Origin of the sequence: Winogradskyella sp. SYSU M77433, from assembly GCF_029911945.1 — a bacterium.
Taxonomy (GTDB): Bacteria; Bacteroidota; Bacteroidia; order Flavobacteriales; family Flavobacteriaceae; genus Winogradskyella.
In genome coordinates this window covers 558207-573463 of record NZ_JARYTG010000003.1, presented here as the reverse complement: position 1 = coordinate 573463, position 15257 = coordinate 558207, and the positions used below count along the sequence as shown (strand labels likewise).

The window sequence follows — 15257 nt, the reverse complement described above, 5'->3', positions numbered from 1 at the left end:
TATCTTTATAATTATAGAATATAATGTCGATGATTTCTGAAAACTTAACAAAAAAAGTCAGTGAATTAGAAGTTTACTTTAACCAATTTAGACGACATATTATTGGTGAAGGGCAGACTTTTGAATCTCCTTTTGGAAAGCAAAAAATCATTTATACAGATTGGACAGCCTCTGGACGTTTATACCGACCAATTGAGGAAAAGTTATGCAATGAGTTTGGACCTTTTGTTGCCAATACACATACCGAAACTACAGTTTCAGGCACTGCAATGACCAAGGCTTACCATAAAGCTAAAAAGATTATAAAAGACCACGTTAACAGCAATGACGATGATGTTTTGATAGTTGCTGGAAATGGAATGACAGGTGTCGTTAACAAGTTTCAGCGTATTTTAGGACTTAAAATTCCAGAGAATTTAAAGAGTTTTACGACAGTTCCAGAGGAAATGCGACCTGTGGTTTTTGTATCGCATATGGAGCACCATTCTAACCAAACCTCATGGTTAGAAACGATGGCCAAAGTAGAGGTCGTACCACCAGATGAAGATGGACTATTCAGTATTGAAAACTTAGAAAAGCTTTTAGAAGATTATAAAGACTATACTATAAAAATTGCGTCCATAGTTGGCGGCTCTAATGTTACAGGACTTCAAACACCTTATCATGATGTAGCTAAATTAATGCATCAAAATGGAGGAGTTTGTTTTGTAGACTTTGCGTGCTCTGCACCTTATGTTGATATTGATATGCATCCTGAAGATGAAGAAGCTTACTTGGATGCTATTTTCTTTTCGCCACATAAATTTTTAGGTGGTCCAGGAACTTCTGGAGTTTTAGTTTTTAATAAAAAACTGTACAAAAATATGGTGCCTGATTGTCCTGGAGGTGGAACCGTAAGTTGGACTAATCCTTGGGGCGAACATAAATATATTGATAGTATTGAAGATCGTGAAGATGGTGGTACGCCAGGATTTCTTCAAACCATAAAAACAGCTCTGTCCATTAAGCTCAAAGAGCAAATGGGAGTAAAAAATATGCTTAAGCGTGAACATGAATTACTGGATATTGTTTTTTCTAAATTAGGTTCGGTTTCTAACATTAACATCTTAGCTGGTCAACATAAAGATAGGTTGGGAGTTGTTTCGTTTTACATAGATGATTTGCATTATAATCTTGGTGTAAAATTATTAAATGACCGTTTTGGTATTCAGACCAGAGGAGGTTGTAGTTGCGCAGGAACTTATGGGCACTTTTTACTTCATGTGGATCAACAAATGTCTCATGAACTTACCGATGAGATTTCGATTGGAGAATTAGTAAGAAAGCCAGGTTGGATAAGGATGTCTATTCATCCAACAACAACTAATGACGAAATTAATTATGTGTGCGACAGTATTATAGAATTAGCTAAAAACCATGAAGCATGGTCACTAGACTATGAGTATTCTAAAAGCAATAATGAATTTATACATAAATCTTTAACTGCTGGAGAAAGCTCAAGTAAAGAGGCTGTAGATTCTTGGTTTAGTTTAGATTAAAAGCTATTACTATTACTGAAATTGAGTAGGAACTTTGTTTCTGTGTTTCCAACGTTTATGTGTCCATAAATAATATTGTGGAGCTTCTAAGATTTGTTCTTCAACCAGTCTGAAAAACATATCTGTAATTTCATAGTCTTTATAATCATTCGGATTTTCTGTAATGGTCTTAAATGAGGTTTCGTAATAACCGCGTTTAATTCGTTTCACACCAAAAAATACTACTGCCATATCCAGTTTTTTGGCTAAGGTTTCAGCACCAGTGTACATTGGTACTTTTATGCCCATAAATTCATTCCAATGAAATGCTTTTGTGGCTTTTGGTGATTGATCGGAAGCAAAACCATTTATGGTGAGTTCTCCACGTTTCTTACATTCACTCAGTATATTGAATGTTTCTTTGGTTGTGATAAGATGTGTATCAAACTTTGCTCTTATGCGTTTTACAAGCTTATCGAAGTGTTTGTTTGCTAATCTTTTATAAATAGCATAACCTTTGTAATTTATATACTTTTGCATTATAAAAATCCACTCCCAACTTCCATAATGTCCACACATTAAAATGATGCTACGTTGTTTCTCTTCGAGATTATTTATAAGTTCAATATTTGTAAACTTATAGCGTTTTCTCAATTCTTTTTCAGAAATAGTCATTGATTTTACAGCTTCTAAAATCATATCACATAAGTGATGGTAAAATTGACTTGTAATCTTAGAAATCTCTTTTTCTGACTTTTCAGGGAAAACCAACCTCAAATTTTCTTTCACAGTAGATTTTCGGTATCCAAAGATTTTATAAAGAAATAGCCACAATACATCGGATAAGCCGTAAAGTAATCTGAATGGCAAAATAGAAATCAACCAAAGAATAGGATAAATAAGAATATAGGCAATAAGTTGCATGAAAGTATGTTAATTTTGCAACAGCAAATATATGCTATATTTGATTTATAAGATTAGAGTTTATGTACAATTTAGATATCGTAACAATTGTCATTATTGCAGCAAATGTTATTATTTCCTTTAAAGGTTTTGAAGATCGCTTGTTTTTTGAAAAATATAAGTTTAATGTTGGTAGTATAAGACGAGGCGAACAAATACGTATGTTTAGTTCAGGTTTTTTACATGCCGATGTTACGCATTTATTGTTCAATATGATAACGCTTTACTTTTTTGCTGACGCCGTAATTTTTGAGCTAGGTAGAGTCAATTTTATGATTATTTATTTTGCCAGTTTAGTGTTTGGAAATTTACTATCTCTATATTTTCATAAAGATGAATATTGGTACAGTGCAATAGGAGCAAGTGGTGCCGTTACAGGAATTTTATATTCAGCAATTTTGTTACAGCCAGAAATGAGTTTGTATATGTTTTTTGTTCCTATACCTATTCCTGGTTATGTGTTTGGTATAGGTTATTTACTGTATTCTATTTATGGTATGAAAAATAGGATTGGTAATATTGGTCATGATGCACACTTTGGAGGTGCAATAGGTGGTTACGCGATAACCTTAGTACTTATGCCTAGCCTTTTCAGAACAGACCTTGGTTATGTTGGATTATTAGCTTTACCTATTGTTATATTATTTGTGCTTTATAAAACGGGCAAATTGAATTAAAAGTTATTGATTAAGTGACTCTATCACTTTTTTATTTAAAGCTTCACCTCTTATATTCTTGTCGATTATTTTACCATCTCTATCTAAAAGATAATTTGTTGGAATAGACCTGATGTTATAAAGTAAAGCTATAGGATCATTATAATATTTTAGATTAGAAACATGAATCCATGGTAAGTTGTCTGTGTTTATAGCTGATAACCAGTCCTCTTTTGGATTAGACTGTGATTCTTTGCCATCTAGAGAAATACTAACGATTTCAAATCCTTCGTTTTGAAAGTTTTTATACATTTTTAAAAGTTCAATATTATCTTTTCGGCAGGGTTTACACCATGATGCCCAAAAATTCAAAACAGTTATTTTTCCTTTGGTTTCTGTAATATTAAAGACATTTCCATCTGATTTTATGGCCTCAAAATTAGGAGCAGTTTTACCTATTTCTAAAGGAGCCAGTCTTTTGTAGCGCGAATACAAATGAGTGATTTTCTTATGAACCTCGATACCTTTTGATGAATTTTTTATGCTGTCAGATAAAGTGTTATATATATTATAATATGACTCAATATCAGAAGTCTCTTTGTTAGATTCTAGGTCAATTAAATTTAAACTAAAGAAGCTATTACTATTATTTGCTATAAAATTTAATGGAAATTGATGTATCTCTTTACTGCGAAATTCTAAAATTCTAAAAATTGAGTCAGCTTTTTTAGTTTCCTGTAGTTCTTTAGCTTTCCTGTATGCATTTTCAATATTTTTAATATTTGCATTTAGTTCATTGATGCTATCTCTGAATTTTACAAAAACAGTATTGGATTTAGACCCATTAATATAGGACTGGTTTATGTTTTCAGTATTTATTTCTATGGAAATATCACTATTTTCAAGCATAAAAATTAATTGTCCGTTATAGCCATCAACGATTAATGAGTTAGCTACAGGTGTGTCAACACTACCATTCATTTTAAAAATTTCATTCATAACAATAGCAGAGTCTATCATTATTTGTTTTCCTTGTTCGTCATTGGCTTTTAAATATACTCTTGTACCGTTGTAAATATTTTCAGCCTTACCAATTATGTTGTATTGTGGAATCTGTTTTTCTTTCTCCTTACAGGACGTAAATAGCAGATTTAAAATCAATAATAAAAATAGTATTCTCATAAATTAAAAGTATTTTACTTATCATATTGAAAATAAGATTTAACAAAGATAAATACTGAAATTAAGAATATGTTAGATTTCTAATTTAGTTTGATGTTAAATTTCATTGTTGCTATTAATGAGGTTAAAAGTAATTTACAATACTTTTGTAGTAAAAGAAAGAAAATGAACAACGATACCATAGTAGCATTAGCAACACCATCTGGTGCAGGAGCCATTTCAATCATTAGGTTGTCTGGCACTGAAGCTATTGTTATCGCAGATAAACAATTTAAATCTGTTGTAGGTAAAAAATTATCTCAACAAAAAACGCACACTATTCATTTAGGACATATTGTTGATGAAGAAAAAACGATAGATGAGGTTTTGGTATCGGTATTTAAAAACCCAAATTCGTATACGGGAGAGGATGTTATAGAAATTTCATGCCACGGTTCTAATTATATTCAACAAGAAATTATCCAATTGTTTTTACGTAAAGGTTGTAGAATGGCAACAGCAGGTGAATTTACGCTCCGCGCTTTTTTGAATGGGAAACTAGACTTGAGTCAAGCAGAGGCAGTTGCAGATTTAATAAGTAGTGATAATGAAGCTTCACACCAAATTGCTATGCAACAAATGCGTGGAGGTTTTTCTTCTGAGATAGCCAAGTTAAGAGCAGAGCTTTTAAATTTTGCGTCTCTAATAGAGTTAGAATTAGACTTTGCTGAAGAAGATGTTGAGTTTGCAGACAGAACTCAATTTAAAGAATTAATAGAGCGCATCACTTTTGTATTAAAGCGTTTAATAGATTCTTTTGCTGTTGGTAACGTTATTAAGAATGGAATTCCTGTAGCTATTGTAGGTGAGCCAAATGTTGGTAAATCTACACTTCTCAATGCGCTGTTAAATGAAGAGCGTGCTATAGTTTCTGAAATTGCTGGTACTACAAGAGATACTATTGAAGACGAAATTTCCATTGGAGGCATCGGTTTTCGATTTATTGATACTGCAGGTATAAGAGAGACTAAGGATGTGGTGGAAAGTATTGGTATAAAAAAGACCTTTGAAAAAATAGAGCAATCCCAAGTTACGATTTATCTCTTTGATGCTAGTAAAGCTATAAACACTCTTGAAGACGTAAGAATAGAGATTGAAAAGATTAGAAATAAATATCCGCAAAAACCTTTGTTGGTCATTGCTAACAAAATAGACCGATTGGATGATATTCAATTGGCGAATATTAATACAACTATTGCAGATGTTTTACTACTTTCTGCTAAAACAGGATTTGGTGTTGAGCAATTAACAAATTCATTATTAAATCTTATAAATACTGGTGCTTTACGAAATAATGAAACTATAGTCACCAATACACGACATTATGATGCTCTTTTAAAGGCTTTTGAAGAGATTCAAAAAGTAAAATATGGTCTAGAAACAGGTCTTTCGGGCGATTTATTAGCCATCGATATAAGACAAGCCTTGTATCATTTTGGTGAAATTACTGGTGAGATTACTAACGATGATCTACTTGGAAACATTTTTGCAAATTTCTGTATCGGGAAATAACTTGCTTTCTTTTATTTGTTAATGTATTGATTTTATTGACTTTACAAGTTTTTATCTTCTCTTTTTTGTTGCTTTTTTGCTCTTTTTTAACTAAATTTGTTGTATATCTGTTGCCTTAAATACGGATTTGTTGCCCAAATCTGTTGGCTAAAAGATTGGCGAAATGATGCACCATATTGCCCCACGTTGCACCATAACGCTACATAAAGCACCATTTATGAGCAGTAATTTATACATCCCAAAAACCTGTAAGCATTGCGGTAATGCTTTTACAGCACGCACAACAGTAACTAAATACTGTGGTGATACTTGCGCTAAAAAAGCTTATAAGGCACGTAAGCGTAAAGAGAAAATACAAGCTACTCTTTCAAACGATATGCAGCAGCAAAAAGAAGCTGTCCAAGTTCCAAACCTCAACACGGTAAATAATAAAGATTTTTTAAGCGTTACTGAAGCCTCACAATTGATTGGTGTTAGTAGATGGACCATTCAAAGAATGATTAAACAAGGGCGTTTAAAAGCAGTCCCTTTTGGAAGAAAACGTATTGTAGCCAGATGGCAAATAGAAAACCTCTTTAATTAGCATCCTATGAAAGTAACATTAAGACAACGCAAAAAGAATGATAAAATAAGTCTGTATTTAGATTACTATCATAAAGGAAAACGCAAAACCGAGTATTTGCGATTATACCTTACACCTAATCCTAAAACTAAAACCGAAAGAGAGGTTAACAAGAAAACCAAGCAATTAGCAGAAACCATTTGCGCACAACGTCAAATAGAAATACAAAATGGTATTTATGGCTTTCAGGATATTGAGAAATTAAAAGGAAGCTTTATTGCTTATGTTACGGCTTTAGCAGAAAAGAAAAATACAAGCTCTGGCAACTATGGGAATTGGAACAGTATGCTAAAACATTTGAAAACCTTTTGTCCTACAGATGTTAGTTTTCAAGATTTGGATAAATCATTTGTAGAGCGTTTCAAAGAGTATTTAGATAAGGATGCTATGGCAAGAGCAGGTAAAAAACTGTCTCAAAACTCTAAATATTCATACTATGGTAAGTTTTGTGCAGCTTTAAAGCAAGCGGTAAAGGATGGTATTTTAAAAGTCAATCCTGCTAATGGTGTAGATTATTTCAAACAAGGAGAACCTCAACGAGAATTTTTAACGCTTGATGAATTACAAAAAGCAGTTAACACAGAATGCGAATTACCATTATTAAAAAATGCTTTTATATTTTCAGCCCTTACCGGATTACGTTGGTCAGATATTGAAAAATTGTTGTGGTCAGAAATCCAACACTCTAAAGAAATGGGTTATTACATACGCTTTAGACAAAAGAAAACTAAAGGTGTTGAAACCTTACCAATATCAGACCAAGCAAGAAATCTATTAGGAGAAAAAGGTAATCCAGATGATAAAGTGTTTGATGGCTTACATTATAGTGCCTGGTCTAACTTAAAGCTACAACAATGGATGATGAAAGCAGGTATTACTAAAAATATAACCTTCCATTGCGCGCGCCATACCTACGCTACCTTACAATTAACATTGGGTACAGACATATATACAGTATCAAAATTATTAGGTCATAAAGAATTACGCACTACACAGATATATGCTAAAGTAATTGACGATAAAAAGAAAGAAGCTGCTAACCGTATTCAACTGGATTTATAATGAAAGGAAGTGTATTTTCAAGTTTGGTTTCTATAACCAATGGCTTACATAGAGATAATAGACAAAAAAAGGATTTTAAATACCTACTGTCTGATTTTAAATTGAATCCAAAAGCCAATAATGCAGTTTTTAAAGTAAACTTTAAAAAGCCTTTAAATGCGAAAAAAGAATACTACCAAAAGCTAATCTTTATTGAAACAGAAAATACAGTAGCATCATTTTCAAAAGAATTTCCCGTAAATGCAACTACACCGGAAAATAAATACAGCTATACCATTCTACTTAATAAATTTGATAAGTACTTAAATGACATTGCAGCTTATATCAATAAAAGAGTAATAACAGCAGATTTCAACAATGATGACAATTATATCATAAACTACTTAAAAGTGTCTGCTATAAGGTTGTATGCTGAACTACAAGAGCAATACGGACAATTTTCCGAAAACACAAAATTCTCTATTTCAGAAATTGCAGAAAAATACTTCAATAATGAAACTTTTGATATTAGCCTAATAGAAAAGAGCACCACTAAAAAAGTGGCTACCAAAACAACATCAAAACATAAAAGCAAACCGAAAACCTCATTTACGTTTAAAGGAAAAGATAAATCAAATCTTTTAAAAGTACTTGAACAGCTTCAAATTAAAATAGATTTATTAGAAAATAGAACGACTACAAAACAGCTGTTAGAGATTCTAACAACAGATGATTTTACTTCTTTAAATTTTAATATTTATTTTGAAGCTAATACAACTGCAATAAGATACATCTTTGATAAACTAAAACCTCAATTTAAAAATTTAAAGTTATCCGTAATTGAAAGGTCTAATAAGTTTTATACTAAAAATGATTTTGAGTTAACTGCTCAAAATTTATCTTCAAGCAAGCAATATACTTTTAAAGAAAAAGAAACTATTGATAATATTTTCAAACAAATGCAATAAAAAACATTGAGAACATTGAGATTTCTCAATGTAATCTCAATACTACCTAAAAATCTTCATTTTTTAAAAATCTACATTTTCAACCTTTGTCCTGTTCTTGAAAACCAAGAATGACATTTGGCCAGATGTCCATTTACTATAAACTAAAATTTTATTAGTTATGGACGAAATATTAGAACGTCTCAAAATTATTGAACAGCACGTTTTAGACAGAAACATTATTGTAAAAAACGTATTGAGCTTCAACGAAGCGTGTAAGTTTTTGGAATTATCACAATCCCATTTATACAAACTCACAAGTACGGGAGCCATTCCACACTATAAACCGAATGGTAAAAAGATTTATTTCCAAAGGGAAGAATTAGACCATTGGTTACTTCGTAACCGTATGGACTCACAAGACGAAATCGAACAGCAAGCTGCCGATTACTTAATTAAGAAAGGTGCGGTGAAGTTATGACTGAAATAATCGATTTACTGTTGACGCTCTCTCAAGAAATAAAGGACATTAAAGCACGTATCGAGTTGTTACGACATACGAGAGCAGAAGTATTAAAAGATGCGTGGATAGACAATCAGGACGTATTGCAGACCTTACATATCAGCAAACGAACTTTACAAACCTTGAGAGATAACGGAACAGTGCCTTATAGCAAAGTAAAGGGTAAGTTTTATTACAAGGTGTCTGATATAGAGCAATTGCTTCAAGACAACTACTACAACCATAATTTTAAAAGAGATGGAAATAAGTAGAGAGGCAATTTTAAACAAAACACATTACGGCATAAAAATTTATGCCTATGTATTAAGACAATATTATCCTGATACAACAGTCCTTTTTGTAAAAGGAAGGGACTGCGGGATAACCCGAAACCCTTTTAATGGTGGTAAAGAAACCTTACGGATTCATATTGATGGTGTAATAGCAACACATAAAGACACAGAGCTAAAGACCTTTAACGGTGATGTATTCGATTTTGCACAATACCATTTCAGAATAACCGATGAAGAAGAATTGTTACTCAAGATTAACCAAGAGTTGCATCTCAATTTAGAAGTCAAGGAAAAAAACGAATTAGATTGGTTGAATAATCCAGACTATACCTGGTATGGGTATTGTAGCTTTTTCAAAGCCCCAGTTCGCAATGTGTTTCCTACGGAAACTATGCGATTACATCAAGTATTTGCATTAATCACAAGTGATAAATACAAAAAGATCACTGAAGATTTAAGAGCAATAACCGATGTGAAAGAAGCACGTAAATTCAAAGCGAATCGCTTTGATTACGTCACTTTTTCAGGAACGTTTGAAAAGCGAAACGATAACAATTTATTACAGCATTCCAATCTATTAACTATTGATTTCGACCATTTGGATAATCTTCAAGAGTTAAAAGCACAATTACTAAACGATGAATATTTTGAAACCGAAATGCTATTTACATCACCATCTGGTGATGGCCTAAAATGGATTATCAGAATAGATGTTTCAGAAGTAACACATTCAGAGTATTTCACGGCTGTAGCCAATTACATTAAGTATACTTATAACATAGTGGTTGACCAGTCAGGTAAAGACGTTTCCAGAGCGTGTTTTTTACCATACGACCCAACAACCTTTTTACATAAAAGACACCAAGCATTATGAAATGAGCTTCTAAAAGTTTTTCAGTTTTGAGAAACTTGAAGGCGAATTGCATATGACCTTTTTAATAAAATATTAAATACATATGACCAAAATATTTAATCCAAAAGAATGGTTGGAAGTTCTAGAAGAACAACCGCAACCAATAAGCAACAACGCAACAACTAATGTTGTTGCTGATAATGACATTGAAACCTACGTTTCAGCAATTGAGCAATCAGGGATAGACATAACAGGAAATTATGCCACTTGGAGAGATTTAGGATTTGCTTTAGCTGAAGAATATGGTGAAACAGGAAGAGACTATTTCCACCGAATAAGCAAAAACTTTATAGGCTATGATTCAAAAGAATGTGACGAACAGTTTAACAAATGCCTTAATGCCAAAGGGGATGGAATTACTATTGCAACATTTTACCATTATACGCATCAAGCAGGTATAAAACCATTAAAGCAACAAAACAACAACGATGTTGCAACAAGTGTTGCAACGGTTGTTGATGCACCAGAACAATCTATGCCAACAATACCTAAAAAGGTATTTGAAACACTACCGCAGTTTTTACAACAAGTTGTAAATCCTGCAAGCAGTCAAGAAGAAAAGGACATTTTATTATTAGGAGCATTAACAGCATTTAGTGCTTGTTTTCCGAAACTCTTTGGTATCTACGACCAACGCAAAGTATTTAGTAATCTATACCTATTTGTAACCGCACCTGCTTCTGCAGGTAAAGGCAGACTCAACCAAATTAAAAATTTGGTAGACCCTGTTCATAAATCAAAACGAGAGCAAGCTAAAGTATTAAAACAACAATTTAATACAGAAATGGCAACGTATAATATGAATAAGGGTAAGGATGAAAATTTAGAAAAACCTAGTAAACCACCTGAAAGGATGTTGTTTATCCCTGCCAATAATAGTGTAACAGGAGTATATCAACTAATATCAGATAATGAGGGTAAAGGATTAATTTTTGAAACCGAAGGAGATACATTAGCGCAAGCCTTTAAAAGCGATTACGGTAACTATAGCGATGGTTTTCGTAAAGCATTTCATCACGAAACAATAAGCTATTACCGTAGAACAGATAGAGAATATGTAGATATTGAAAAACCGTGTTTATCAACGGTATTATCTGGTACACCAAAACAGGTGGCAACATTAGTACCTAATGCAGAAAATGGATTGTTCAGTCGCTTTATGTTCTATTATATGAATATAAAACCCACTTGGAAAAATGTATTTCAAAATAACAACAATGTAAGTTTAGATGATTATTATAACCAACTTGGAGATGAATTTTTGGGCTTATATAAAACACTAAAGAATAACCCAGAGATTGAAATACGTTTATCCGAAACGCAACAGCAACAATTCAATAGATTTTTTGAATCCTTACAAACCAAATATATCAATCTACAACCCGAAGAATACATTGCAACAATTAGGCGTTTAGGCTTAATTGCTTTTAGATTAATGATGTTATTTACAGCATTTCGCATTATGGAGGATGGTGATGTAAATACTATTAAAGAATGTGAGGATATTGATTTTCAAAATGCATTAGCAATCATTTCAATTTTAGTAAAGCATAGTAGTAAAGTGTTTAATGATTTACCAATAGAACAAAAAGCTGTAAAACGTCTAAATCGTAAAGAAAGATTTTTAGAGAGCTTACCAAAACAGTTTAATAGACAAGACTATTTGGAATTAGCAACCAAACAAAATATTCCGCATAAAACGGCAGAAGGGTATATTACCAAGTTTGTTGAAGCAGGTTTATTACATAGAGAAGCCCATAATACCTATACAAATCCCTCAAAATCACAACAGGGAAATTGAGGAAACAAAGGATTTAAAGTAGATTTTTCCTTAAATCCTAAACTTCCTTAAATGTCACATTGAGCACAGTCGAAATGCTGTTAACAACTGTTTATATATATTATATTGGTTAAATTCTAATAGTCTAATTAATGTTATTACTTTAGAATTAAGAGAATATATCCACTCATTCACTAAAATAATATAATTTACTATTAAGGAAATAGCAATATGGATGTTGCTTTTAAAGAAAGATTTGATGAGTGGCAATTGTTTTATGTAATATATAAAAAAAACTTATTTTAATGATTTTATACAAATAATTATTCATTAATTTAACTTATAAAAATTTTTTAATGATAAAAATTCCAATTATTATAGAAACTTTTGCATTTTTGGTGCATGATATTTCTCAACATAACATAACTATTCCAATCATTGCTGGAATTCTTGCTTCAATGCTTCATGTTATTTCTGGGCCAGACCACTTGGCAGCCGTTACGCCATTGGTGATTGAAACTAAAAGAAGAGCATGGAAAATAGGCTTATTTTGGGGACTTGGGCATTTACTGGGTATGTTGCTTATAGGTGTGTTATTTCTATTATTTAAAGATGTTATTCCAGTTGATGCTATTTCTGCTTATAGTGAACAATTGGTGGCTTTAGTGTTAATTGGTGTAGGGCTCTGGGCCTTTTATCGCATTTTTAATAAGAAAAAGAAGCACCTACATCCACATGTGCATAGAGAAAAAGAAACCTATGCTCACATACACGAACATGTACACAATCATAATGAAGGTCATGGGCATACTCATGATAAAATTGTAAAGCAAAATATATTATCTTCTTTGGGAATAGGTTTTTTACACGGATTGGCTGGCGTTTCACATTTTTTACTATTGCTGCCTGTATTGGGTTTTGAAGATAATTCTGAAGGCTTTCAATACATTTTAGGCTTTGCTATCGGAACGGTTTTAGCAATGTCTGCTTATGCTTTAATTCTTGGAAAGTTAACATCGTATTCAAAGCATCAACATAATGATAGCTTTTTTAAGGGTATTCGGTTCGCAGGTGGATTGTTTGCTATTGTAATTGGAATATATTGGTTGTATTTAAGTTTATAAATTACAAATTATTATTCTGTGATTTCCAGTATCCGCAATAAATAATTGATTGTTTTGCGTAGTTATGGAAAAAGGCCAATAAATAGCACTTTGTGTTCCTGTTAAATTGCCTTTGTATTCACTACTGGTTTGAAAATCTGGGCGACCAATAAGCCAATCGGCTGATGCGTTATTAGATTTAGGAATACTATCAAAGCCTAATACGCGACTGTTTCCAGTATCATTCACCAAAATACCATCCTTATAGAAACAAGCATCGTAAGTCCAATTTAGTGTATTTGCTTCGGGAGATAATCTAAATTGATTTTGCCCACAAGCATCAAAATTATCCTGTCCAATAATGATATTTGCTGGCTTACTAAAAGCATTATTTTTATCGTTCCAAACTAAAATCCTGTAAAATTGGGTATCTGCAATGGCCAAAACCCCATTTTCACTTATTTTAATTGAATACGGCCAAATAGGGTCGTTGTTTTCATAATCTCTTGTATTAAAATTGGGCTTACCAATAACTTTATTAGCCGCCGCAAAATTTACTGTTGGAATGTCATTAAAAAACAAAACTCGCCTGTTTCCAGTATCAGCAATCCAAAGACTTTTTCCATCCGAAAACACACCGTAAGGCCAATTTAATGTGTTGGCTTTGGGATTAGCTGCTTGTCCTTCTACATTAGGTTGATTGGTTTCAAAGTTAGGTTGCCCCAAAACAACATCTGCGGGTTGCGCATTTTTTGTTGGTAAAGTGTGCCAAATTAATGCACGATGATTCCAAGCATCAGCAACTATTAATTTTTCACCATTACTCCATAAACCAGAAGGGTAATGCAATGTTTTTGAACTCACTGAAGCATTGGAATTTCTACCAGAATCTTTAATAAGTTCCTGACCTAAAATCACATCGGGTTCGGCAAATTCTGTTGTTGGAATCGTATTCCAAATAAACACTCTATTTTGTCCTGTGTCAGAAACAAACAGCATATTATTAGCTACAAACACACCTCTTGGTGCTAAAAAGGGTTTATGCTTTGAGCCTTTAAATGTGTATGCTTTAGCAACTTTATTACCTAAAGTAGAATAATCCATAGATTAACAAATTCTGGGCAATTGCTCGCCAGGTAACATACTAACCACACGTTTTCCACCAATGGCACTTTCTAAAATGACTTGTTTTGGATGTGCTTCAACAACAGTTCCAATGACTTTCGCATTTTTTCCGTTTTCATCTTTTTGAAGTGTTTGAAGAAAATCATCTTCAATAGAAGCATCTACAAATGCTATAAATAGCCCTTCATTGGCAACATAAAGTGGGTCTAAACCTAATAGCTCGCAGGCACTGGCCACGTGATCATCTATAGGCAAATCCTTTTGGAAAATGTCTATTCCAATATTTGTCGATAATGCAATTTCTTTTAATACCGTAGCTACACCTCCACGTGTTGGATCTGTTAAAAGGTGAACGTCTTTTCCGAACTTTTCGATGAGGTGAATGATAGTGTGATTAAGATTAGTGGTATCGCTTTCAATAGTTGAATCAAATTCCAAGCCTTCACGAACTGACATGATAGCCATACCATGAGTTGCAATATTGCCACTAACAATTATCTTATCACCTATTTTAATATTCTCTTTACTAATGTTTGCGTTAGGATGAATAGCACCTATTCCAGATGTATTAATAAACACTTTATCACCTTTACCTTTTTCTACAACTTTAGTATCTCCCGTAACAACTTTTACATTAGCTTTTTCACAAGCTTGTTTAATAGCAACTAAAATTTCCCAAAATTCAGTCATTTTTAAACCTTCTTCAAGAATAAAACTTAATGATAGATACTTTGGTATTGCTCCACACATAGCTATATCATTAACAGTACCATTAACAGCCAATTCACCAATATTACCTCCAGGAAAAAAAATAGGGGATACTAAAAAGCTGTCTGTTGAGAATGCCATTTTTCCATTCAATTCTAAAAAAGCACCATCATGTCTTTTATCTAAAACATCATTGCTTAATAGGTCAAAAACACCACTATCTAATAATTTATTGGTTAAAGAACCTCCACTGCCGTGACCCAATGTAATTACATCAAAATCTAACTTTGGCATTGGGCATTGCAATTGCATTCGTATTTTTTTTGAATCCGACATTGATAATTATTTAAGATG

General features: G+C 32.6%; 15 protein-coding genes. 11 read left to right on the top strand and 4 right to left on the bottom strand.

The features are described 5' to 3' along the window. Positions 1-29: 29 nt before the first annotated feature. Positions 30-1538, top strand: coding sequence for an aminotransferase class V-fold PLP-dependent enzyme (locus QGM60_RS08620; protein ID WP_281139861.1), 1509 nt, complete (start codon positions 30-32; stop codon positions 1536-1538). Positions 1539-1550: 12 nt separating this feature from the next. Here QGM60_RS08620 and QGM60_RS08615 read toward each other — a convergent pair whose 3' ends face one another. Further along, positions 1551-2441, bottom strand: a complete 891-nt coding sequence (locus tag QGM60_RS08615) for a lysophospholipid acyltransferase family protein (protein WP_281139834.1) — start codon at positions 2439-2441, stop codon at positions 1551-1553. A 62-nt stretch (positions 2442-2503) separates the two neighbouring features. On the opposite strand from QGM60_RS08615, the gene QGM60_RS08610 reads away from it, so the two are divergent. Beyond that, positions 2504-3157: a rhomboid family intramembrane serine protease gene (locus tag QGM60_RS08610; protein WP_281139833.1), complete on the top strand. Its 654-nt coding sequence runs from the start codon at positions 2504-2506 to the stop codon at positions 3155-3157. 3 nt (positions 3158-3160) lie between these two features. On the opposite strand, the gene QGM60_RS08605 is transcribed toward QGM60_RS08610, so the two are convergent. After that, positions 3161-4318 (bottom strand): TlpA disulfide reductase family protein, encoded by a 1158-nt coding sequence (locus tag QGM60_RS08605; RefSeq protein ID WP_281139832.1) that lies wholly within the window; start codon positions 4316-4318, stop codon positions 3161-3163. 165 nt (positions 4319-4483) lie between these two features. On the opposite strand from QGM60_RS08605, the gene mnmE reads away from it, so the two are divergent. From mnmE to QGM60_RS08560, 9 genes are all read left to right on the top strand, one after another. After that, entirely contained in the window at positions 4484-5869 is a 1386-nt protein-coding gene (gene mnmE / locus QGM60_RS08600) for a tRNA uridine-5-carboxymethylaminomethyl(34) synthesis GTPase MnmE (protein ID WP_281139831.1), read from the top strand. Positions 5870-6032: 163 nt separating this feature from the next. Next, entirely contained in the window at positions 6033-6452 is a 420-nt protein-coding gene (locus QGM60_RS08595) for a helix-turn-helix domain-containing protein (RefSeq protein WP_281139830.1), read from the top strand. Positions 6453-6458: 6 nt separating this feature from the next. Beyond that, positions 6459-7553: a site-specific integrase gene (locus tag QGM60_RS08590; RefSeq protein ID WP_281139829.1), complete on the top strand. Its 1095-nt coding sequence runs from the start codon at positions 6459-6461 to the stop codon at positions 7551-7553. Then, on the top strand, positions 7553-8500 hold the full coding sequence (locus tag QGM60_RS08585) for a DUF6617 family protein (protein ID WP_281139828.1): 948 nt from the start codon (positions 7553-7555) through the stop codon (positions 8498-8500). Before QGM60_RS08590 ends, QGM60_RS08585 begins: the two co-directional genes overlap by 1 nt. A gap of 160 nt (positions 8501-8660) precedes the next feature. Next, positions 8661-8960, top strand: a complete 300-nt coding sequence (locus tag QGM60_RS08580) for a helix-turn-helix domain-containing protein (protein ID WP_281139827.1) — start codon at positions 8661-8663, stop codon at positions 8958-8960. Continuing rightward, the gene (locus tag QGM60_RS08575) at positions 8957-9253 is read left to right on the top strand and encodes a helix-turn-helix domain-containing protein (protein ID WP_281139826.1); all 297 of its coding nucleotides are present in this window, start codon (positions 8957-8959) and stop codon (positions 9251-9253) included. Before QGM60_RS08580 ends, QGM60_RS08575 begins: the two co-directional genes overlap by 4 nt. Further along, the gene (locus tag QGM60_RS08570) at positions 9240-10148 is read left to right on the top strand and encodes a BT4734/BF3469 family protein (RefSeq protein ID WP_281139825.1); all 909 of its coding nucleotides are present in this window, start codon (positions 9240-9242) and stop codon (positions 10146-10148) included. Before QGM60_RS08575 ends, QGM60_RS08570 begins: the two co-directional genes overlap by 14 nt. Before the next feature lie 82 nt (positions 10149-10230). Then, positions 10231-11988 carry a DUF3987 domain-containing protein gene (locus QGM60_RS08565; RefSeq protein WP_281139824.1) on the top strand — a complete coding sequence of 586 codons (1758 nt, stop codon included), beginning with the start codon at positions 10231-10233 and terminating at the stop codon, positions 11986-11988. Between the two features lie 335 nt (positions 11989-12323). Further along, positions 12324-13091: a sulfite exporter TauE/SafE family protein gene (locus tag QGM60_RS08560; protein ID WP_281139823.1), complete on the top strand. Its 768-nt coding sequence runs from the start codon at positions 12324-12326 to the stop codon at positions 13089-13091. Here QGM60_RS08560 and QGM60_RS08555 read toward each other — a convergent pair. Both QGM60_RS08555 and hypE read right to left on the bottom strand, forming a co-directional pair. Next, positions 13086-14174: a hypothetical protein gene (locus QGM60_RS08555; protein WP_281139822.1), complete on the bottom strand. Its 1089-nt coding sequence runs from the start codon at positions 14172-14174 to the stop codon at positions 13086-13088. The genes QGM60_RS08560 and QGM60_RS08555 overlap by 6 nt on opposite strands. A 3-nt stretch (positions 14175-14177) precedes the next feature. Then, positions 14178-15239: a hydrogenase expression/formation protein HypE gene (hypE, locus tag QGM60_RS08550; protein WP_281139821.1), complete on the bottom strand. Its 1062-nt coding sequence runs from the start codon at positions 15237-15239 to the stop codon at positions 14178-14180. Positions 15240-15257 lie beyond the last annotated feature (18 nt).